Raw genomic sequence first — 22925 nt, 5'->3', positions numbered from 1 at the left:
GAACACAGAAGTTAAGCTTCTTAGCGCCAAGAGTAGTTGGGGGTCGCCCCCTGCGAGGGTAGGACGTTGCCATGCTATTAAAAATAAAACAATAAAATTTTACGACCGTTGCTGAATATAAAAAAAGGTGTTGTCACAAAGTGACAACACCTTTTTTTATAGTTTTATTTCTCATTACAAAGGAAACACGGTTCCTAAAATCACTAAATCCGTAGGCATTACGTTTAATAATTTTCAATTTATTGTTAGTCCCTTCCTTCAAGTAGGCTATTAGAATAAGGATAGTTAATAGCGTTTTTCACATAGTCTTCATGTTAAATTAAAATGAGTAAACAATTTTTTTAAAAAATTGAATTCAAGTTTTATTAAATGCATGCATAAGTGCATTGTAAATGTGAAATTGATCGTAAACAACTATGGCGTTCGGGAATAACAAAGTTCTCGTAAACTTGGGATACGTATAGTTTATATAAGTAACGATTACTTTAACGTTTTCGCGTGCTTCTAAAATGAACCGGATAAAATACTTAGTCACTTGATAGATTGTTCTAGCAAAAATAGCAGATACTATAGAGCATTTTTTGTTACACTATTACTTAATAATGGATATAAAATTTTTCACATATTAGAAAGACGTTAAATGATAAAACAAGTAGTAAATGATGAGATATAAGTAAAAATTTGATTTGACTATTGATATATATACATTGTATAATGTGTAATGCATTAAAATACATATACTAGATTTATATCGGAGGAAGTCCATGAAAAATAAAGATACGGCCTTTTTTGGTCATCCTAGAGGATTATCAACACTATTTTTTACAGAAATGTGGGAGCGATTCAGTTATTACGGAATGCGAGCAATTCTTTTATACTATATGATTTCAGAAGTGGATGGGCTTGGTTATAATCAAGCTACAGCCATGTCAATTATGTCCATTTATGGATCATTAATTTATTTATCAGGTGTCATTGGAGGTTTCGTTAGTGATCGCCTTTGGGGTAGTAGAAAAACAGTGTTTATTGGTGGAATACTAATAATGCTAGGACATATTGTTCTTGCAACACCCTTTAAATCAGTTGCTTTATTCATATCTATCGCGTTAATCGTATTGGGAACAGGGTTGTTAAAACCTAATGTTTCTGAAATGGTTGGTGGATTATACAATAGTAAGGATCCAAGACGTGATTCTGGTTTCAGTATCTTTGTATCTGGGATTAATATTGGTGCTTTGATTGCACCGTTGCTAGTTGGATGGGTTGGTCAAGAATATAATTACCACGTTGGATTCTCATTAGCAGCTATTGGGATGTTTTTCGGCTTAGTTCAATATTACTTTGACGGAAGAAAATATTTAACAAAAGATAGTTTATATCCTAATGACCCTATTCAACCTAACGAATTATCAACTATTCTTAAAAAATCTTCAATCGGTGTTATAGCTTTAGCTTTAATTTTAGTTATCATGTTCCTATTTAAATCATTAAATATTACGAATGTCATTCTTTTAATCACAATTCTTGCAGTTATCATCCCTGTCTATTACTTTACAATGATGTTAACAAGTAAGAAAACAACAAAAATTGAACGATCAAGACTTACAGCGTATATTCCGTTATTTATTGCCAGTATCTTATTCTGGTCAATTGAAGAACAAGGTTCAGTTGTTTTAGCAATGTTTGCGTCAACTAGAACGCAGTTAAGTGCTTTTGGGTTCACTTTCCCAGCTAGTTTCTTTCAAAGTATGAATCCGTTATTCATATTAATCTATGTTCCAATATTTGCTTGGTTATGGGTTAAATTAGGATCGAAACAACCTAGTTCTCCAGCTAAATTTTCAATTGGTCTAGTATTTGCTGGAGCATCTTTCCTTTGGATGATGCTCCCTGGTGTTCTTTTTGGAACAGATACTAAAGTTGGCCCATTATGGTTAGTTGCAAGTTGGATGATGGTTATGCTTGGTGAAGTTTTGGTTTCTCCAGTTGGCTTATCAATTACTACTAAACTTGCACCAAAAAGTTTTCAATCTCAAATGATGAGTGTTTGGTTCTTGAGTGATGCTGTTGCTCAAGCATTGAATTCACAAATTGTTCGGTTATACACACCCGCTACTGAATCAATGTACTTTGCTGTAGTTGGTGGAATTACTGTTGCCTTTGGTATTATGTTGAGTTTCTTTATTCCAAGAATTCATAAATTAATGGAAGGCGTTAATTAAATAGATTTTTAATGAAAGATATGTTAATTTTAATTAACATATCTTTTTTTGGAGGGAAACATGACAATTATTGCAACTAGTAGTGATAATCACTTTGATATTAATAAAGTTGATGTGGATATAATTATTGATGAACAAGTAAATTATCTATTAGCGAAAAATATTGAGTATTATCTTATTACAGGAGATTTATTTAATGATTTTAATAAAACGATTGATTATATTATTAGACTGAAAAGAAAGTTAAATAATAAAATTGTTGTCTTATTTATTGCAGGTAACCATGACATGGTTAAAAATATAACATTTGATGAGCTAGAAAGTGTAGTGAATGATTCTTATCTCCATAATCAATATTTGGATATCTCCGGCACTGAATGGCGTATTATAGGTAATAATGGATGGTACGATTACAGTTACTCAAAACAGCTAAAACGGTCTGATAAAGAAATGCTACATTGGAAAACAAACTATTGGATCGATCGTAAAATTGTTCAACCAATGCCAGATGTCGAGAGATTTAAATTAAGTTTAAGACAAACTGAAAAATTATTGAGTGATGCGAAACAATTAAATAAAAAAATAATATTTATGACTCATTTTGTACCTAATGAATTGTATATTAAAATTAATAATGATAATCGTTTCTGGAACGTTGCAAACGGCATGTTAGGTAGTCAAAAGATGGGAGATCTGTTAGAATACTATAAAGTAGAAAAAGTTTTATTTGGGCACCTCCATATCAAACATGATCCTATTCAAATTAATGAAACGACGTATTATACGAAGCCAGTGGGATATGGGCGGAAAAAATATAACGAATGGACGAAAAATACGTTCTTCGATGAGTGGAAATTTACGTTACAAATAATTAATTTAAAATAATTGAAAAAAAAGCTTGATTTTTAATCCATTTATTTGTATGATAGTTAAGTCGGATAAAGCTGATATGGAAGAGTAGCGAAGAGGCTAAACGCGGCGGACTGTAAATCCGCTCCTTCGGGTTCGGTGGTTCGAATCCACTCTCTTCCACCATTATTTTATAATATTGGGTTATAGCCAAGCGGTAAGGCAACAGGTTTTGATCCTGTCATGCGATGGTTCGAATCCATCTAACCCAACTAGCTAAAAGCAGATACTTAGGTATCTGCTTTTTTGTTTTATTTGTTATTTTATTTTTTTTTGCGGTATGATGGAGATAGTAATTAAATATAATAATTGAAATGAGGAAACTATGAAAATTGGATTTATTGGAGCTGGTAATATGGCTCGAGCAATTATTGAAGGTTTAGTAGAAGCAGAATTTATCGCGCCAAAAGAAATTTTGGTACACAGTGCAAGAGAGTCCAGCTATGTACCTTATGCTGAAGCTAATGGCTTTACAGCGTTAGGTAGCAATGCTCAGGTGGTTAGTGAGGCTGACGTTGTTTTTCTTGCTGTTAAACCAATTGTCTTAGGTATGGTTTTAGCAGAAATTAAAGAGTCAGTGAAGGAATACAAACCTATGCTAATTTCTATTGTATCAGGTGTTTCAATCTCTGAAATTGAATTAGAATTAGATAATCATTCAGTTGGTATTTTAAGAACAATGCCAAATGTTAACGCAACGGTTTCCGAAAGTATGACTGCGTTAGTCGGTAATGATATTTTGACAGATAAACAAATGAAACAAGGTACTGATTTATTTGATACTATTGGTGAAACGATGGAGATTGCTGAACGCGATTTTAGCACGTTTGTTGCTCTTGCTGGTAGCTCACCAGCATTTATTTACTTATTTATTGATACGCTTGCACGTGCAGGCGTTAAATATGGCTTACCAAAAGATAAAGCAACTAAGATTGCTGCTCAAGCTGTACTAGGCAGTGCAAAAAAGGTCTTAGCTACTGATGAAGTGCCATGGAAATTAATTGATGAGGTTTCATCTCCGGGTGGCACAACTATTGCTGGATTGCTTGCAATGGAAGAGGCTGGATTTATGAATTCTATTATTAAAGCAGTTGATGCAACTGTGGCTAAAGACAAAAACTAAATTTGATATGACCTTGTTTTTTTGGTCTATACCGATTATACTAAGTTTATAAATTGAAGGGATGGCGGATAAGATGAGTATTGTTTTAAAACATGCAGTTATCTACACGGGTTCAGAAAAAATTGAAGATGCATATATTCGATTTGATAAACAAATTAGTGCAATGGGGCCAATGAGCGAATACAAAGCTTTAGCCTCTGATGAGGTTAGAGATGTAGAAGGGAAAATTATTGTTCCTGGATTTATTGACGTTCACAGCCATGGTGGATATAGTTTTGATGCTATGGATGGTGATTCTAAACAAATTAATGAAATGGTTACCGATATGATTCACGAAGGTGTTACGACTTATTTCGCAACGACAATGACCCAATCACATGAAAATATTGCTAATGCTATGGTTGGTATCAAAAAAGCCGCTGAAGTGAACCCTGTTATTCAAGGAATTCATCTTGAAGGACCATTTATTTCTCCTGTTTTTAAAGGCGCACAGCCTGAAAAATATATTGAGGCACCTGATACAAAGTTATTTGATAAATGGAATGAATTATCAGGACATATGATCAAATTAGTGACTTATGCACCGGAACATAAAACGTCACCTGAATTTGAAGAGTATTGTATCAAGAATGGTATCGTACCTTCAGTGGGCCATAGTAACGCTACTCGCGAAGAAATGAAACATTCTCGAGCAAGTCATGTCACTCATTTATACAATGCACAACGCGAATTTAAGCATCGTGAACCAGGTGTAACTGGACATGCATTTTTAGAGGATAATATTTATACAGAAATTATTGCTGATGGTTTTCATATTGTGCCAGATATGATTAAACTAGCCTATGATTTAAAAGGACCTAAACGTATTGAATTAATTACTGACTCGATGCGTGCTAAAGGAATGCCTGAAGGCTTAAGCGAACTTGGCGGGCAAAAAGTTATTGTTAAAGACAAACAAGCAAGATTAGAATCTGGTAATTTAGCAGGCTCTGTTTTACAATATCAAGATGCATTTAAAAATATTATGAAATTTACTGGTTGTGGTATCGAAGAAGCTGTATTGATGAGTTCTGTCAATCAAGCTAGGGAATTCAATTTAACATCAAAAGGTGCTATTGAAATCGGAAAAGATGCTGATATGAACTTATTTGATGCTAACATGCAACTAGAAAGCACATATAGCTTTGGACGTAAATTTTAATAAAAGGTTAGGAAGGTAATTGTTAATGGGATCTCCCATATATATTCAAATTCATAATGAAATGAAAAAAACAATTGAATCTGGTGAATGGGAAGTTGGCAATCGTATTCCGGCTGAACGTGAACTTGCTGTTGTATTTGGTGTCAGCAGAATGACGCTTAGACAGGCAATTCAAACCTTGGTAGATGAAGGTATTCTAGAACGTCATGTTGGTGATGGAACCTACGTTGCTCGTAAGAAGGTTCAAGAAAAGATGTCAGGTGTGACTAGTTTTACTGACCTAATGGCTGAACAGGGAAAAGTGGCTTCAAGTAAGACGATCACTTATCATGTTACAACGCCTTCATTAAGTGAAATTGAAAAGTTACAATTGATCGATGGCGAACTAGTCTTACGAATGGAACGAATTCGTTATGCTGATGGTTTACCGATTTGTTTTGAAGTTGCTACGGTTCCTAATAAATTAGTTGAGGGTTATAGTAAAACTGAAATTACGAGCTCTTTATATCGAACATTGGAAGAAAAAGCCAATTTAACATTGGGAGGGGCACAACAGACAGTGTCTGCTATGTCAGCTGCTGAAAGCATAGCGGATTATCTATCAATCAAGCGTGGTGAAGCGATTTTGAGGCTTCGTCAAGTTAGCTTTTTGAAAAATGGTGAACCTTTTGAATATGTTCGGACACAATATGTAGGGAATCGCTTTGAATTTTATCTAGAAAAATAAAGTTTAAGAAATTATTAATTGCTCTCTTTCAACCATATCAATGGATGAGATAGAGTAATTTTTTTTTTGAGAAATCTGTTCGATTGACATCAATTTGAGATAACGCTATATTATTTAAGAGCAAAAAATAAATTATCTGAAGGGGTTTTAAGATATGTATTTATTAGTTAATATTTTCGGTGTTGCCATTTTTATTTTAGTTGCATTTGCGTTTTCCAAGAAAAAGAGAGAAGTCAATTGGAAATCAATCGCAATTATGGTCGTTATTAATTTATTTTTAGCTTGGTTCTTAACAAAATTCTCATTAGGACGTGATCTTGTAGAAGGCGCGGCTAATGGGTTTAATTGGCTAATGCAGGCCGCATATCAAGGTATTCAATTTATGGTACCCGCTATGCCTAAAGTAACTGATATGGGATTTTTCATGAGTGTTCTATTACCAGTTATTATGATTGTGCCATTGTTTGATATTTTAACGTACATTGGCGTTCTTCCATTTATTATTAAGTGGATTGGCCGTGGGTTATCAAAAATTACAGGCCAACCAAAATTTGAATCATTTTTCTCAGTAGAAATGATGTTTTTGGGAAATACTGAAGCATTAGCTGTTTCAAGCCTTCAGTTGAAACTAATGAAATCAGAACGGAACTTAACTTTGGCAATGATGTCAATGAGCTGTGTGACGGCTTCAATCATTGGTGCTTATACAACAATGATGCCAGGTCAATATATCTTAACAGCTGTTCCAATTAATATTATTAATGCTATTATTATAACAAGTATTTTAAATCCAGTTGAAGTAACAGAAGAAGAAGATACTATTGCTGAAATGACAGGTAGTAACTCAAATGATTTAGAAACTTCTGAATCAGATAATAAAAGAGAACCCTTTTTCGCTTTCTTGGGTGATTCAATTTTGGGTGCTGGTAAGTTAGTCTTGATTATTGCAGCAAATGTTATTGCTTTCGTTGCTTTAGCAGCCTTGATTGATAATATTCTTGGATTAGTTAATCCAAATTTATCACTTGAAAATATTTTAGGTATTATTATGTTCCCATTTGCTTGGTTAATGGGATTCAATCCTTCAGATGCTTTCGAATTAGCACGTTACATGGGTACAAAATTAGTAACAAATGAATTTGTTGTTATGGGACAAGTATCAAGTACGATTAACTCATTTGCACCTCATTACAAAGCTGTTTTAACTGTTTTTGTTACATCGTTTGCAAACTTTTCAACAATTGGAATGATTATTGGTTGTTTCAAAGGAATTGTGGATAAAGAAAAAAATGATGTTATCGCAAGAAACGTTGGTTACATGCTATTATCTGGTATTCTAGTTTCATTATTATCAGCGGGTATGGTTGGCGTTTTCGTTTGGTAATATAACAATATGTAAAAAAGAACTAAGAAATTTTTAATTTCTTAGTTCTTTTTTTTATGTCCTCTAAATTTTTCTTTGTATATTAGTAATAAGTAACGTGGAATAGCTAGCATTCGAATAAAACGAGTCGGTTCTTGGAATAAACGATAAAGCCACTCAATATGATGATTTTGCCAAAATTGTGGCGCACGATTCACAGTACCCGCTAGAACGTCGAAACTACCACCAACACCCATCCAGATACTATCAGACACTTGGCGATTACGCTGAATAAATTCCTCCTGATTTGGAAAACCTGTTGCAACAAAAACAAAATCAGGCTGAGATATTTTAATGTTACTTACAATATCCTGATCATTTTTGAAATAACCATTATGAAATCCGACTAAATTAATGTTTGGATAATCAGACTTAATCGTTTTGGCAACTTTTTGGATGACCGTTTCGGCTGCACCAACTAGGTATATTGATTTTTGATGACTATTAGCCCATTTAAGCAGGCTCATTAAAGTATCATAGCCAGTGATTCGTTCGGGCATTGGAGTCCCTAAAATTGCTGCGCCTTTGATAATACCAATACCATCTGGTGTAACGTAGTCAGCTTGGTTAAGAATCTTTTTATAATCTGGGTGTTGTCGTGCAAATAGAACAATTTCTGGGTTGGCTGTCACGATAAATCGATTTAGATGAGCTATCGAATCAGTCGCTATCTGAGTTAAAAAAGCGTCATTAGTTGTATTAATAAATTCGATATCTAATATTTTTGTTTTTTTAAATTTATTTGGCATAATATGTCCTCACTTTTTAAACTTTGTCTCATTATAACAGAAGATAAATTTAAAATAAGTATTGAATATGACGGATTACGGAAAAAATGGTAAAATGTAGATTATAATTTGTGTGCTGGAAAAAATTCTAGTAGTGCATTCATTTTAAAGGAGAAACATCATGGTAAAAAATTACCCAGATGATAGCTATACGTTACATACGGACGTTTATCAGATTAATATGATCCAAACTTACTGGGAAAAAAATATTCATAATCAAAATGCTGTATTTGAAGTTTTCTTCAGAAATTTACCATTTTCTAATGGCTATGCGATTTTTGCAGGCTTAGAACGAGCTATTAATTATATTCAAAATTTAAAATTTTCAGAGACAGACATTGCGTATTTAAGAGAAGTGGCAGGATATCCAGATGATTTTCTTGCCTATTTAAAAGATTTTCATTTTCGTGGCACAATCAGGTCAGCTGTTGAAGGGGAAGTTGTTTTTAACGGCGAACCCATTGTCCAAATAGAAGGTCCTTTAGCAGACTGTCAATTAGTAGAAACGGCATTACTTAACATCATTAATTATCAAACATTGATTGCAACAAAATCAGCTCGTATCAAAGCTGTAGCCGGAGATGATGGTGTGTTAGAATTTGGTACAAGACGAGCACAAGAATTTGATGCAGCTATTTGGGGAACACGTGCAGCTTATATTGGTGGATTTGATGCAACTAGTAATGTCCGAGCAGGTAAAATATTTGGTATTCCTATCAGTGGAACGCATGCGCATTCATTAGTTCAAGCATACAGAGATGACTATGATGCTTTTATGGCTTACGGAACAACGCATCGTGATTGTGTCTTTTTAGTTGATACATACGATACGTTAAAAAGTGGTGTGCCAAGTGCAATTAAAGTTGCTAAAGAGTTAGGTGATAAGATTAATTTTGCCGGCGTACGAATTGATAGTGGGGATATGGCTTACATTTCGAAACGCGTTCGTGAACAATTAGATGAAGCTGGATTTACAGAAGCTAAAATTTATGCCTCAAATGACTTAGATGAAAAAACAATTACTAATTTAAAAATGCAAGGAGCTAAAATTGACGTCTGGGGCGTTGGAACTAAACTAATAACTGCCTATGATCAACCCGCCTTAGGTGCAGTTTATAAATTAGTAGCCATTGAAGGTGGCGATGGTAAAATGGTTGATACAATTAAACTCAGTAATAATGCAGAAAAAGTATCAACACCAGGTAAGAAACAAGTATGGCGTATTACTAATAAAGTTGATGGTAAAACTGAAGGAGATTACATTGCACTATCGGATGAGGAACCTCAGAAACAAGACTCACTTTATATGTTCCATCAGCAGTATACCTATATTAATAAGTTGGTAACTAACTATAATGCACGACCAATTTTACAAGATATATTTGTTGAAGGTGAACTGGTTTATAATCAGCCAGAATTGGATGCTATTAGAGAGTATTCAAGAATTCAGTTAGATGGGTTATGGGAAGAATATAAACGTGAATTAAATCCACAAGATTACCCTGTCGATTTATCACAAAAAGCTTATGATAATAAGATGGCTATCATCCAAAAAATTAGAAATAATATGAATAATATTAAATAAGGGGTGTTAATCTTGACTGACTTACAAAAGAAAATTATTGAAACTTTGAAAGTGAAATCAAGTGTAAATATTGCAGAAGAAATTCGTATGAGTATTGATTTTATGAAAGCTTATTTATTGAAACATCCATTTTTAAAATCTTTAGTTTTAGGAATTTCTGGTGGACAAGATTCAACACTTGCTGGGTATTTAGCACAACAGGCTATTCGTGAGTTACGTGAAGAAACCGGTGATAGCAATTATCAATTTATTGCAGTTCGACTACCATACGGCAATCAATCCGATGAATCTGATGCATTAGATGCTATAAAATTTATGCAGGCAGATCAAGTGGTTCGTGTAGACATTAAAGGTGCTACCGATGAAATGGTAATAAGCTTAATGGCAAACAATCTTGAAATTTCTGATTTTAATAAAGGTAATATCAAAGCTCGTCAGCGCATGATTGCTCAATATGGGATTGCCGGGGCAAAGTCAGGTGCGGTTGTGGGAACTGACCATGCTGCAGAAGCAATTACTGGATTTTATACTAAATATGGTGACGGAGGTGCTGATATTACACCACTTTGGCGTTTGAATAAGCGCCAAGGTAGAGAGATGTTAGCTTCGTTAAATGCGCCGGAACATCTGTATTTAAAAGTACCAACAGCCGATTTGGAAGAAGACCGTCCAGCGCTACCTGATGAAGTTGCCTTAGGAGTTACTTACGATAATATTGATGATTATCTTGAAGGAAAGGTAGTTTCAAAAGAAATTAGTGATAAAATTGAAAATTGGTATTTAAAGACAGAACACAAACGACATCTGCCAATTACTGTTTATGATTCTTTTTGGAAGTAAATAGTTGCGTAAGCTGTTTCATTTCAGTTATAATTAAAGAAATCATAGGGGAGTAACTGGCGGTTATCCGCGGCAATGTCACCAACAAGAAAGTTCTTTTTCTGGTATTGCCTTAAATAGTGAGACTTATGTATGTTTAAAGTTCTGCAACATACATAGGTCTTTTTTTGTATTTTGTGAAACTATTATAAGGAGGATTACTATGACAAAAAGGATTTACGCACAATCAGTTGACGAAGTTTTAGCAGGCCAAAAGACAGATTTGGCAGGGTTAACAACCCAAGAGGTTAAAGAAAGAACAGACAAGTATGGATTGAATCAGTTGTCAGAAGGTAAACGTAAAACAATATTACAAAAATTCTTTGATCAGTTTAAAGATTTCATGATAATCGTTTTAATTGTGGCTGCGTTAATTGCGGCATCATCAGGTGAAGTTGTGGACGCAATTATCATCATGTTAGTTGTTGTTTTAAACGCTGTATTCGGTGTTTTTCAAGAATCTAAGGCTGAAGAGGCAATTAATGCGTTAAAAGAAATGTCGACACCTAACGCAAATGTAAAACGAAATGGGCAAATTGAAACTGTAAAAAGTGAAAATTTAGTACCTGGAGATATTGTTTTACTTGAAGCAGGGGATGTTATTCCAGCAGATTTACGTTTAACACAGATTGCTTCTCTTAAAATTGAAGAATCTGCTTTAACTGGTGAATCAGTACCTGTTGATAAAAGTTTAAATTTATTAAATGATGAAGATGCTGGTATTGGCGATCGCCATAATATGGCGTTTATGAATAGTAATGTAACTTATGGGCGTGGTGAAGGAATCGTTGTTGGAACAGGGATGAACACTGAAGTTGGACGTATTGCAGGAATGCTCAATTCTGCCGATGAAATGAAAACACCACTACAAGATAATCTTAACCAATTAGGTAAAACATTAACTATTTTAATATTAATTATTGCTGTTATTGTTTTCTTCGTTGGTCTACAAAATGGAGATAATAGTGTCATTGATATGTTGTTAATTGCGATTTCATTAGCTGTAGCTGCAATTCCAGAAGGATTACCAGCTATTGTTACAATTATTTTAGCACTTGGAACACAAAAGATGGCAAAAAGAAATGCGATTGTTAGAAAATTACCAGCAGTTGAAACACTTGGTAGTACTGACATTATTGCATCAGATAAGACGGGTACATTAACGTTAAATCAAATGACTGTTGAAAAAATATTTATAAATAATGAGTTATTAGATGCCGATAAGGTGGAAACAAATTTAGAAAGTCCACTATACCAGGTGATGTCTTTCAGTAATGACACAAAACAAACATCTGAGGGCAATTTAATTGGTGACCCAACAGAGACGGCTCTAATTCAATATCATTTAGATCATGGATTAGATGTGGATGCATTATTAAGCAGTGAACCTCGAGTTGCTGAAGTTCCATTTGATTCAGAACGTAAATTGATGTCAACAATTCAAAAAAATGAGGATAAATCTTTTTTTGTTGCTGTTAAGGGTGCTCCCGATCAACTATTAAAACGGGTAACACGTTATATTGAAAATGGCGAAATTAAACCGATAACTGATGCACAGCTAGATTATATTATGACTAATAATCATGATATGGCAACGCAAGCATTACGCGTGTTAGCATTCGCGTATCGTGAAATGCCTGCAATTCCAGCGGTATTAGATTCAGAAACTGTGGAAAATGATTTGATTTTTGCTGGATTAGTTGGAATGATTGATCCAGAGCGACCAGAAGCTGCTGCTGCAGTTAGCGAAGCTAAGAAAGCCGGGATCCGTCCTTTGATGATTACAGGCGATCATCGCGATACTGCCGAAGCTATTGCAGTTCGATTAGGAATTGTTGAAGCTGGACAACATGAAGCAATTATTTCTGGTTCTGAATTAGATGATTTATCAGACTCAGAATTTGAAAATAAGGTTGAACAATATTCTGTATATGCAAGGGTATCGCCTGAACATAAAGTGCGAATTGTTAAAGCATGGCAGAAAAAGAATCAAGTGGTTGCTATGACTGGTGATGGTGTGAACGATGCGCCAGCTTTGAAATCGGCTGATATTGGAATTGGGATGGGTATTACAGGAACTGAAGTATCTAAAGGTGCTTCAGATATGGTTCTCGCTGATGATAATTTTGCGACAATTGTTTTTGCTGTTAAGGAAGGACGAAAAGTCTTTTCTAATATTCAAAAATCAATTCAATATTTACTTTCTGCAAACTTAGGTGAAGTATTAACCTTGTTTGTTATGACAATGATGGGTTGGAGTATTTTGGCACCAGTCCATATTTTGTGGATTAACTTGGTAACAGATACATTTCCCGCAATTGCACTTGGTGTAGAACCTGCTGAAAAAGGATTGATGGATCAAAAACCACGTGGACGTAAATCAAACTTCTTCTCTGGTGGTGTGATGCCAAGTATTATTTATCAAGGTATCTTAGAAGGGGCTATAACATTATTTGTTTATTGGTTGGCTTTAACGTATCCTGTTCATATGGGTGATAAATTAATTCATGCAGATGCTTTAACAATGGCTTTTGCAACATTAGGATTAATTCAGTTATTCCATGCATTCAATGTTAAATCAATCCATGGGTCAATCTTCAACCGTAATATCTTTAAAAATGTGACGTTTAATTGGTCAATTTTGGCATCATTTGCGTTGCTCGCAGCAACTATTTTAATCCCCGGATTAAATAAAATGTTCCATGTTAGCCATTTAGATATGTATCAATGGGGTATTGTTTTAGCGGGATCATTCTCAATTATTGTGATTGTTGAAATTGTGAAGCTTGGCCAACGATTATTCAGAAAAAATAAATAAAAGGAAGTTTATATCTTGAAAAAAAGAGTTAATGTAAATTATTATATCAATGCGTTAAATGATGTTGCGCAAGCAACTGAAGAAATGGGTAATTCTTTAAATGATCATTACGAAGTAATGGAAAAAGCCATTACTGCAGGTGACTTTTCTATTGTTTCAGATGATGAATTCACAACTACTAAAGAAAAATTTGTTGAAGGTACAGCAAGTTACCAAGAAAATTTAAGCAAATTAGATGATTTACAAGTACCCATTCCTGTTTTGGGAAAACATAAAAAATTAATTAGTGGTTATCGTACTTTTGTTGAAGGTTGCGATGAGATGACAAGTAGTATTAATGTTGAGAAACATCTTGTCGAGGTTGATGCATTTAAAGCTTCAGAAGAAAAACAAGATAAAGGAATGACGCAAACAACTGATATGATGCAACGTATCATGCAACAAATTTTAGGTTAAATTTAATTAAAGAGATTGATATTAGGAATGGTTGTACTGACGCCTATTATTAGTCTCTTTTTTATGAACAAAAAATATTCGAATTGAGGTCGTTATCATGGAAAAAAACATTATGCCGTTAGTATTAAAAGAGCTAAATCAGTATCGAGAAAAACAAATTAACGCAGTTTTAGGGATGCTTGATGAAGGAAATACTGTTCCATTTATTGCACGATATCGAAAAGAAAGAACAGATAGTTTAGACGAAGTTCAAATTCGTGAAATTGAGACAACTTATAAACATGTTGAGAGTTTAGAAAAACGTAAAGCAGAAGTTATCCACATAATTGAAGAACAAGGTAATTTAACAGAAGCTTTAAAAAATAAAATTAGTTTAGCAAAAAAATTGCAACAGATTGAAGATTATTATTTACCTTTTAAACAAAAACGTCGTACTAAGGCCACTATTGCCAAAGAGGCTGGATTAGAACCATTTGCCAAATGGTTGTTGACATTCCCCCAAACAGCAGCTGAAATTAATCAGAAAGCAAGCACATTTATTAATGTTGATGCTGAAATTTTAACTGAAGAAGACGTTTTTGCTGGGGTACATGAAATTTTAGCTGAAGCATTTGGTGAAAGTGCCGAATATCGTGAGTGGATTCGTAAAGTAACTCAAAAAGATAGTTTGTTTGAAGCAAAAGTTAAAGCTGAAGAAAAAGACGAAAAAGGTATTTATCGTGATTACTATGAGTTTAGTGAATCTTTAAAATCAGTCGTTCCGCATCGTGTACTGGCAATTAATCGTGGTGAAAAAGAGGGAATCTTAAAAGCTTCCGTTGTTGTACCAGAACAAGCAATTATGACATTTATGCATTTTAGAATTATTGGGAAAAATAGTGGTGACGCTGTACCAATCATTGAAAATGCGTATCAAGATAGTTATAAACGCTTTATTAAACCATCAATTGAGCGTGAAATTCGTAAAGGTATGACAGAGGTTGCTGAAGAACAAGCTATTAATGTGTTTGGGGATAACTTATACCATTTACTTATGCAAGCACCATTAAAAGGGAAAGTTGTTTTAGGTTTTGATCCAGCCTATCGAACAGGCTGTAAGTTAGCCATCGTGGATGGTACAGGTAAATTCTTAGACAAATTGGTAATTTATCCACATAAACCTGCAAATGGTGAAAAACGTGCCGCAGCTGCTGGACAATTTAAACAGTTCCTTGAAAAATACCAAGTTGAAATGATTGCAATTGGAAATGGAACAGCAAGTCGAGAATCTGAACAATTTGTTTCAGATATTTTAAAAGAAATCGAACGGCCAATTTTTTATGTCATTGTAAATGAGGCTGGGGCATCGGTTTATTCAGCTAGTCAAGCAGCTCGTGATGAATTCCCAGAACTTCACGTTGAAGAACGCTCTGCTATTAGTATCGGCCGTAGATTGCAAGATCCTTTGGCTGAATTAATTAAGATTGATCCTAAATCTGTTGGAGTCGGTCAGTATCAACATGATGTTGCTGAAAAAAAATTGGATGCACAGTTAGATGTCGTGATTGAAGATGCTGTGAATAAAGTTGGGGTTAATTTAAATACAGCTAGTTCAGAGCTATTAACAAAAATTTCTGGATTAAATTTAACAATTGCTAAAAATGTTGTTACTTATCGTGACGAAAATGGTAAATTTACGAAGCGTCAACAACTTAAGAAAGTACCACGCTTAGGACCAAAAGCTTATGAACAAGCAATTGGATTTTTACGTATTGTTTCTGGGGATAACATTTTAGATAATACTGATATTCATCCTGAAAGTTATCCACTAACAAAGATTTTGTTGAAAGAATTGGGGATAAAAATAACTAATTTGGGTAAAACTGAGACAAATGACCAATTAGCACAGACAAATGCTGAAAATTTGGCACAAGTTGTGGGTAGTGGTGTGGAAACAGTAGCAGATATTCTAGCTAGTTTACAAAAACCAGGCCGTGATTTACGTGACGATATGCCGGCACCGTTACTACGACACGATGTGTTAACAATTGAGGACTTAGAACCCGGCATGTCATTACAAGGAACCGTTCGGAACGTAATTGATTTTGGTGCGTTTGTAGATATTGGTGTTAAACAAGATGGACTTGTCCACATTTCACAATTAACAGATAAGTTCGTTAAGAAACCAAGTGAAGTGGTTGCGGTTGGGGACATAGTTACAGTGTGGGTAATGGAAGTTGATTTGAAACGTAATCGCGTTCAGTTAACAATGAAACGACCAACGGATAAATAAGATGACTGATTTTGAATTAACAGCTTTAGTTCAAAACTTATCCACAACTTTTTTTAAGCAGCCATTTATCCACAAAGCAACATTTAATAAAAGACTACGAACGACGGGTGGACGGTATCGATTAAATGACCATAATATTGAAATTAATCCTAAAATGCTGACGGAACATGGTGAGGATATTTTAATAGGTGTTATCAAGCATGAATTATGTCATTATCATCTGCATATTGCTAAAAAGGGTTATCAACATCGTGATCATGATTTCAAACAGCTACTGACAATTGTAGGTGGTAGCCGGTTTGCCCCTCTTGGTCCAAAACAGGCTAAAAAGAAAAGAGTTATTCACTATCAATGCTCTAATTGTGGACAACAGTATCAACGACAAAGAAAAATTAACCTGTCACGCTACGTTTGCTCGAAGTGTCGAAGTAAGTTAATTTTAATGGAATACTAATTTATTTTAAATGGGACTTGTAACAAGGAACAATTTTTGCTACAATTATGATTGTTCTTGCGAGTATGGCGGAATTGGCAGACGCGTCAGACTAAGGATCTGGTGGGATAATATCCCGTGATGGTTCGAATCCATTTACTCGCATAATAGTTTTACTTAAAAGCACTCGACCTTGTTACTATGGGGTTTAGTGCTTTTTTTAATGAAAGATTGCCATACTGGCGTATTATGAAATTAAAGAATTATTAAGCGTTAATTATTTTGGTGTCTTAATTTTGCGATTATTGATAAAATAGAATGAATTAAACTTAACGACTGGGAGAATGGGTAAATTGAATAATTATGTCAAAATAAAAAATATGGCACATTTTGTGCCGGAACGAATTGTGACAAATAATGAATTAGCTAAATTTATGCCAACCTCGGATGAATGGATAGTGGCGCATACTGGGATTAAAACACGACACTATGCAATTGATGAAAATACATCAGATTTGAGTACAAAAGTAGCAAATGAACTTTTACTTAAATCTGGGTATGAAGCCACAGATATTGATTTAATTATTATTTCCACAATTTCGCCAGACGCCTTAACACCATCGACAGCTGCGATTGTTCAAGGAAATATTGGCGCAATGAACGCCTTTGCTTTCGATATTAGCGCTGCTTGTGCGGGATTTATATTTGCTATGAGTACCGCAGAAAAGTTTTTACGTACAGGGCAATACAAACGGGCAATTGTGATTAGTGCAGAAGTTAACTCAAAAATGATGGATTTTAAGGATCGAACAAGCGCTGTATTTTTTGGAGACGGTGCAGGTGGTGCTCTTCTTGAAGCCTCAAATAATTCAGCGGATGAAAGCTTTATTGCTGAAAAAATAGAAACAAATGGGCAAAAAAAGGATGTTATTCATAGTGGACGTATTGAACCATTAAGTGATGTTAATGAAGATAATTATCCAACAATAGATGCATTTTTCCAAGAGGGACGAGATGTGTTTGAATTTGCTACAACAGTTGTGCCTAATCAGATGAAACAATTACTTAAAGATAATAAGTTAAAAACAAGTGATATTGATTTGGTTGTTTGCCATCAAGCAAATTTAAGAATTATTGAAACAATTGCTGATGAGTTAGGGATGCCAATTGAAAAATTTGCAACAAGTGTTATTCATCACGGAAATACATCTTCAGCCGGGATTCCAATGGCCCTAAATGAAGCAATTCAACAAGGGTTTACGGGTGGTACAGTTTTATTAACTGGATTTGGAGCTGGCTTAGCATATGGAAGTTTACTAATAAAAATTTAAGGTGTGTGCAAATTAATGAAATTTAATGAAATTAATCAATTATTAGATAAAATTGCGACAATGCCATTTTCTCATGTTGAAATTGAAGATGGTGACTTTAAAGTAGTTGTAGATCAAGAAAAAACAGCCGAAAAAATAAAAGTAGCAACAAATATACAAGAAGATGATAGTGACACCATTTTTATCGTTAAAAGCCCACTTGTTGGGTTAGTTCATTTTGATAAAATGGGAACAATTGGGACTAAAATTATTAAAAAGCAGGTTATTGCTCAAATTGAAAGTATGAAATTATACAATGATATCCAATCGCCAGTGACAGGTATCGTACTTGAACAACTAGTAGATGATGGTGAATTAGTCGAATTTGATCAAGAGTTACTTAAAATTAGAATAGATGGATAGGTGAGTCATTTGTTTCGAAAAATTTTAATAGCGAATCGTGGAGAAGTGGCTGAACGAATTATTCGCGCTTGCCAAAAATTAAATATACAAACGGTCGCTATTTATTCAACAGTGGATGCACAAAGTCGATTTGTTGAACTTGCTGATGAAAAAATTTGCATTGGGCCAGCCTTAGCAAAAGATTCTTATTTAAATCGAGAGAGTATATTGATGGCAGCATTAAGTTTAAATGTTGATGCAATTCATCCAGGATACGGGTTTCTATCAGAAGATGCGCATTTTGCACAAATGTGTATGGAATGTGGTATTACTTTTATTGGTCCGGAAGCGGAATTAATCCAGCAACTAGCAGATAAAGATAAATCTCGTTTGTTAGCAATTGAGAAAGGGGTACCCGTTATTCCTGGATCTGATTTAATTACTTCTAACGAAGAATTGATTGAGCAAGCAAATAAAATTGGATTCCCACTATTAATTAAAGCTTCACATGGCGGAGGCGGCAAGGGTATCAGAGCAGTTGAAAGGAAATCTGATTTGTTATCTGGCGCTGAGATTGTTCAGCAAGAAGCAAAGGCTTCTTTTGCTGAGGGAAGTTTTTATCTTGAAAAAAAATTGATAAACGCGCGGCATATAGAAGTGCAAATTATCGGTGATGGGCACCATGTTCAAGTGTTAGGAAATCGGGATTGTAGCTTGCAAAATCACCGACAAAAAGTGATTGAAGAAAGCCCATCAGTTGTCTTAACTAGTGAGCAACAAAGCCAACTCTACTATTTTACGCGTCAGTTAATCAAAAATTTACATTACGTTGGATTAGGAACTGTAGAATTTTTATTTGCGAATAATCAATTTTATTTTTTAGAAATGAATACACGATTGCAAGTCGAACATGGTGTTACTGAAGAAACTGTTAAAATGGATGTTGTTCAACAACAGTTGTTAGTTGCTGAAGGTAAAGAAGTATTGAATAATGATGTAGAAATGAATGGACATGCAATCGAATGTCGATTATCCTTAATTCCAAGTGTGAAAACTAAAATTACATGTTTTGATTTTCCTAAAGATATTCGAATTGAAACGGGTTATGGTGTCGGTGACACCATCTCTGCTTTCTATGACGGACTATTAGCAAAAATTATTTGTCATGCTGAAACGAGAGAATTAGCTATTTTAAAAATGCAAAAATCACTTGAATCAATTTATATTTCAGGAATTGAAACTAATTTAACGCAATTAAAAATAATTATAAAATCACAAGAATTTATTGAAAATACCATTTCAATTGATAGCAAAATTTAAAGGCGGTGGCGGTAATGAGTCATTATCCAAAGACAAATCAATGGCAAAAGTGCCGAAATTGTGGGACGCATTTACATGAAAGTGAATGGGCACCTTATTTTATTTGTCCTAAATGCCAAACTTATAAACGCTTGACTGCTATGGAGAGAATTGCTATTTTAACAGATGAAAACGGTTTTGAGGTAATAAATGTAGCAAATAAAACAGAAAATAAAGCACAATTTCCAGGTTACTCAGAAAAACTGGAACGTGCTAAGCGTTCAACGACATCTGATGAAGCCGTTATTGTCGGTGAAGGTAGCATTGATCAACAACCATTGATTTTAGCAGTAATGGATAGTTTTTTTATGATGGGATCATTGAATACGACGGCAGGGACTAGAATTAAGTTAGGGATGCAAGTCGCATTAGATAAACGACTGCCATTTGTAATCGTTACTGCTTCTGGTGGTGCAAGAATGCAAGAGGGAATTTATTCGTTATTACAAATGAATTCGATTCTTTACATGAAACAAAAACTAGATAATGCAGGGTTATTAGTCATGTCCCTATTGACGGATCCAACAATGGGTGGTGTCAGTGCTAGCTTTGCACTAAATAACGATATTGTATTAGCTGAAAAACAAGCTAAAATTGGCTTTGCTGGTGAAAGAGTGATTAAACAGACGACAAATGAAAAGCTACCTGCTAATTTTCAAACAGCAGAAGGTTTATATGAAAATGGATTTGTTGATCAGGTTATTGATCGGAAAAACATAAAACAGATTCTTAGTCAGCTACTACTATTACACGTGTGAGGGGATATTAAAAATGGACTCAGATTTTTTAAAAAAAGTTCGATCGAATGATAGATTAAGTGCTAAATTTATTATTTCTAGTCTATTTGATGTGTTTTTCGAAAATCATGGTGATCGAGTTGGCGAAGAGGATGCTTCCATTATTGGTGGGATTGGACTTTTTCATAAGTGCCCAGTGACAGTTATTGGCATTAATCGGGGCGTAAATTTAGAAGAACGTTTAGCCTATAATTTTGGTGCCGTGAAGCCAAGTGGGTATCGAAAAGCAATGCGATTACTAAATGAAGCTGAAAAATTTAAGCGACCTGTTGTAACGCTAATTAATATGCCCGGCGCAGATGCCAGCGTTAAATCAGAACAAACAGGACAGAGCTATATTATTTCTGAAATGATTTTAAAAATGGGTGCATTACAAGTGCCGAATATTGCCATTTTTTTAGGTGAAGGTCAAAGCGGTGGTGCACTGGCTTTAGCAAATGCAAATGCTATTATGATGGTTGAAAATAGCTTATTTTCAGTAGCATCTCCAGAAGCCGTTAGTGCTATTTTGAAGAAAACTAATCCAAATGAGATTGAAACAAGTTTGCCAATGACGGCTACTGAGTTATTTAATATTGGATTGATTGATGTGGTATTGCCAGAAACTAATCAGGCAGCAACAATAAGTCTAATGGACAGTAGTCTAAATGAATTGCTGAAGAACCTAGCGACTAAATCATCTAATGAACTTATTGAACAAAGAGAAATGAAATACCAAAAGTTTTTAGAAAATTGGTAAAAAAGAAACGGACCTCAAATTTTAATTGAGGTCCGTTTCTTTTTTATATCTATTTATTTAGAGAGTTGCTGTTCTAAACTAGTAAAGGCTTGTGTTGATTTGTTTAAACCTAATTGAGAACGAATAGCATTTGAGACGCGTTTCTTTTCAGTCGATGTTGGAACTTCATATGAAAGACCATCAACATCTGTACTTACTCCTTGCAAGAAATCAGAGTGAATTGATTCTGTAGCGGCGCTGTAGTTTGTTTCTACTGTGAGCATATCATTAAAACTAAGATCAGTTACCATGTTTCCGTCAATTGTTTTTAATAATTTTTTGTAGTTTGCGAGTGAATTTACAGATTTAGCTTTTCCGGTAATTGCTGTAATAATCTGTTTTTGACGTTTTTGACGGCCATAATCACCTAGTGGATCTGAATGACGCATTCGCGTATAAGCTAAGGCTTGTTTGCCGTTTAAATGGATTGTCTTACCTTTTTTATAATGAGTTCCTTCAAGTTTAAATGAAAGTAATGGTTTGACATCAACACCACCAACGGTATCAACAATTTTCTTTAATCCATTCATGTTAATTAACATATAATAATCAATTGGGATATCTAATAAATTTTGAACAGTATTAACAGCAGATGTTGAACCATCTTTGCCACCATAGGTATAGGCACTGTTTATTTTTGAAGAGCTTTCATCACTTCCGTCAATTTTAACTTGAGTATCACGAGGAATACTTGTTAAGGTAGTTTTATTTGTTGTTGGATTAACTGTTGCAACGATCATTGTATCCGTGCGTCCTGTATCACTTCGACCAAGTGCGCCAGTATCAGTCCCCATTAATAGAATTGAAAAAGGTTTTTTCTCACTCAAAATACTGGAAACATTTCTTAATTTTTTTGCTTTGGTTTTCTTGTAAGTTTTTGCGACGGTATCTTCAGTATGTGTGAATACTGAATAGGCATATACACCTCCAGAAGCAATACCTAAAATCATAATTATCAATAGTGTCCACAGTATTGGATGCTTATTTTTATTGCTTTGAGAACTGCCTTTTATTGGAGATGGCATTCCCAAGTTATTATTTTTAGCCATATTTATTCATACCTTTCATTACATTAATTAAGCTGATTATACGATAAAAAAAGGGATAAAAAGCAAAAAAAATTTTTTCTTACGGTATTATTAAATAATTGAAAAAATGTAAAAGAATGAAAAGGACAACTTTGATTAATTAAGTAATGTTAAATCAGTGAAAAACGACTAATTGTATTACGCTTTTGTCATTTTAATATAGAACTCGTAAATGCCTATTTAACAACAAATAAGAGGGATAAAAACAATGGAAATGGCCTTTTGTAACATTTGTGTAATCATACTGAAATTAAAAGATGTAAATTAAATTCGAATGTAAACTAACCGTAATGGTATGTACCTAAGAACCGTGCTATTCTATTCTAGTCGAGAAAAACGAATACGCTAAAATTAA

The 22925-nt window shown here is 34.2% G+C and carries 21 protein-coding genes and 3 tRNA genes; 20 read left to right on the top strand and 4 right to left on the bottom strand.

What is annotated here, in order from left to right; all coding sequences use genetic code 11:
- Positions 1-133: 133 nt before the first annotated feature.
- Entirely contained in the window at positions 134-238 is a 105-nt protein-coding gene (locus AC1RPK_RS07065; RefSeq protein WP_481762193.1) for a hypothetical protein, read from the bottom strand.
- A 117-nt stretch (positions 239-355) separates the two neighbouring features.
- Positions 356-571, bottom strand: coding sequence for a transposase (locus AC1RPK_RS07060; protein WP_481761913.1), 216 nt, complete (start codon positions 569-571; stop codon positions 356-358).
- A 193-nt stretch (positions 572-764) separates the two neighbouring features.
- Between AC1RPK_RS07060 and AC1RPK_RS07055 the strand changes: the two genes are divergently transcribed.
- The 8 genes from AC1RPK_RS07055 (at position 765) to AC1RPK_RS07020 (ending at position 7566) form a co-directional block, all read left to right on the top strand.
- Positions 765-2222 (top strand): peptide MFS transporter, encoded by a 1458-nt coding sequence (locus AC1RPK_RS07055; RefSeq protein WP_481761865.1) that lies wholly within the window; start codon positions 765-767, stop codon positions 2220-2222.
- A 60-nt stretch (positions 2223-2282) separates the two neighbouring features.
- The gene (locus AC1RPK_RS07050) at positions 2283-3107 is read left to right on the top strand and encodes a metallophosphoesterase (RefSeq protein WP_481761866.1); all 825 of its coding nucleotides are present in this window, start codon (positions 2283-2285) and stop codon (positions 3105-3107) included.
- 66 nt (positions 3108-3173) lie between these two features.
- Positions 3174-3257, top strand: a tRNA-Tyr gene (locus tag AC1RPK_RS07045).
- 14 nt (positions 3258-3271) lie between these two features.
- A tRNA-Gln gene (locus AC1RPK_RS07040) sits at positions 3272-3343 on the top strand.
- 113 nt (positions 3344-3456) lie between these two features.
- Entirely contained in the window at positions 3457-4254 is a 798-nt protein-coding gene (gene proC, locus AC1RPK_RS07035) for a pyrroline-5-carboxylate reductase (RefSeq protein WP_481761867.1), read from the top strand.
- A gap of 73 nt (positions 4255-4327) precedes the next feature.
- Complete coding sequence (gene nagA, locus AC1RPK_RS07030; protein ID WP_481761914.1) at positions 4328-5455, top strand: N-acetylglucosamine-6-phosphate deacetylase; 1128 nt, start codon at positions 4328-4330, stop codon at positions 5453-5455.
- Positions 5456-5480: 25 nt separating this feature from the next.
- Complete coding sequence (locus tag AC1RPK_RS07025) at positions 5481-6182, top strand: GntR family transcriptional regulator (RefSeq protein ID WP_481761868.1); 702 nt, start codon at positions 5481-5483, stop codon at positions 6180-6182.
- Positions 6183-6336: 154 nt separating this feature from the next.
- The gene (locus AC1RPK_RS07020; RefSeq protein ID WP_481761869.1) at positions 6337-7566 is read left to right on the top strand and encodes a NupC/NupG family nucleoside CNT transporter; all 1230 of its coding nucleotides are present in this window, start codon (positions 6337-6339) and stop codon (positions 7564-7566) included.
- A gap of 41 nt (positions 7567-7607) precedes the next feature.
- Here the strand turns inward: AC1RPK_RS07020 and AC1RPK_RS07015 are convergent, their stop codons facing one another.
- Entirely contained in the window at positions 7608-8354 is a 747-nt protein-coding gene (locus AC1RPK_RS07015) for a WecB/TagA/CpsF family glycosyltransferase (RefSeq protein WP_481761870.1), read from the bottom strand.
- A gap of 160 nt (positions 8355-8514) precedes the next feature.
- Between AC1RPK_RS07015 and AC1RPK_RS07010 the strand changes: the two genes are divergently transcribed.
- The 12 genes from AC1RPK_RS07010 to accA all read left to right on the top strand — a co-directional run bounded on the left by AC1RPK_RS07010 (position 8515) and on the right by accA (position 21443).
- Positions 8515-9978 (top strand): nicotinate phosphoribosyltransferase, encoded by a 1464-nt coding sequence (locus tag AC1RPK_RS07010; RefSeq protein WP_481761871.1) that lies wholly within the window; start codon positions 8515-8517, stop codon positions 9976-9978.
- Positions 9979-9990: 12 nt separating this feature from the next.
- Positions 9991-10818, top strand: a complete 828-nt coding sequence (gene nadE, locus AC1RPK_RS07005) for an ammonia-dependent NAD(+) synthetase (RefSeq protein WP_481761872.1) — start codon at positions 9991-9993, stop codon at positions 10816-10818.
- Between the two features lie 202 nt (positions 10819-11020).
- Positions 11021-13675 (top strand): cation-translocating P-type ATPase, encoded by a 2655-nt coding sequence (locus tag AC1RPK_RS07000; RefSeq protein WP_481761873.1) that lies wholly within the window; start codon positions 11021-11023, stop codon positions 13673-13675.
- A 15-nt stretch (positions 13676-13690) separates the two neighbouring features.
- Positions 13691-14131 (top strand): hypothetical protein, encoded by a 441-nt coding sequence (locus tag AC1RPK_RS06995; RefSeq protein ID WP_481761874.1) that lies wholly within the window; start codon positions 13691-13693, stop codon positions 14129-14131.
- A gap of 97 nt (positions 14132-14228) precedes the next feature.
- Complete coding sequence (locus AC1RPK_RS06990) at positions 14229-16403, top strand: Tex family protein (RefSeq protein ID WP_481761875.1); 2175 nt, start codon at positions 14229-14231, stop codon at positions 16401-16403.
- 1 nt (position 16404) lies between these two features.
- Positions 16405-16857, top strand: a complete 453-nt coding sequence (locus AC1RPK_RS06985; protein ID WP_481761876.1) for a SprT family protein — start codon at positions 16405-16407, stop codon at positions 16855-16857.
- Between the two features lie 59 nt (positions 16858-16916).
- Positions 16917-17001, top strand: a tRNA-Leu gene (locus tag AC1RPK_RS06980).
- A gap of 179 nt (positions 17002-17180) precedes the next feature.
- On the top strand, positions 17181-18167 hold the full coding sequence (locus tag AC1RPK_RS06975; protein ID WP_481761877.1) for a beta-ketoacyl-ACP synthase III: 987 nt from the start codon (positions 17181-17183) through the stop codon (positions 18165-18167).
- A gap of 15 nt (positions 18168-18182) precedes the next feature.
- Positions 18183-18569: an acetyl-CoA carboxylase biotin carboxyl carrier protein gene (locus AC1RPK_RS06970; protein ID WP_481761878.1), complete on the top strand. Its 387-nt coding sequence runs from the start codon at positions 18183-18185 to the stop codon at positions 18567-18569.
- Between the two features lie 9 nt (positions 18570-18578).
- On the top strand, positions 18579-19868 hold the full coding sequence (locus tag AC1RPK_RS06965) for an acetyl-CoA carboxylase biotin carboxylase subunit (RefSeq protein ID WP_481761879.1): 1290 nt from the start codon (positions 18579-18581) through the stop codon (positions 19866-19868).
- A 14-nt stretch (positions 19869-19882) separates the two neighbouring features.
- The gene (locus tag AC1RPK_RS06960; protein WP_481761880.1) at positions 19883-20665 is read left to right on the top strand and encodes an acetyl-CoA carboxylase carboxyltransferase subunit beta; all 783 of its coding nucleotides are present in this window, start codon (positions 19883-19885) and stop codon (positions 20663-20665) included.
- A gap of 13 nt (positions 20666-20678) precedes the next feature.
- The gene (gene accA / locus AC1RPK_RS06955; RefSeq protein ID WP_481761881.1) at positions 20679-21443 is read left to right on the top strand and encodes a carboxyltransferase subunit alpha; all 765 of its coding nucleotides are present in this window, start codon (positions 20679-20681) and stop codon (positions 21441-21443) included.
- A 53-nt stretch (positions 21444-21496) separates the two neighbouring features.
- Here accA and AC1RPK_RS06950 read toward each other — a convergent pair whose 3' ends face one another.
- Positions 21497-22531: an LCP family glycopolymer transferase gene (locus AC1RPK_RS06950; protein ID WP_481761882.1), complete on the bottom strand. Its 1035-nt coding sequence runs from the start codon at positions 22529-22531 to the stop codon at positions 21497-21499.
- Between the last annotated feature and the right edge of the window lie 394 nt (positions 22532-22925).

It is taken from the genome of Dellaglioa sp. CoH-55-MRSF-6, from assembly GCF_056782215.1.
This window is presented reverse-complemented; position numbering and strand designations above follow the sequence as displayed.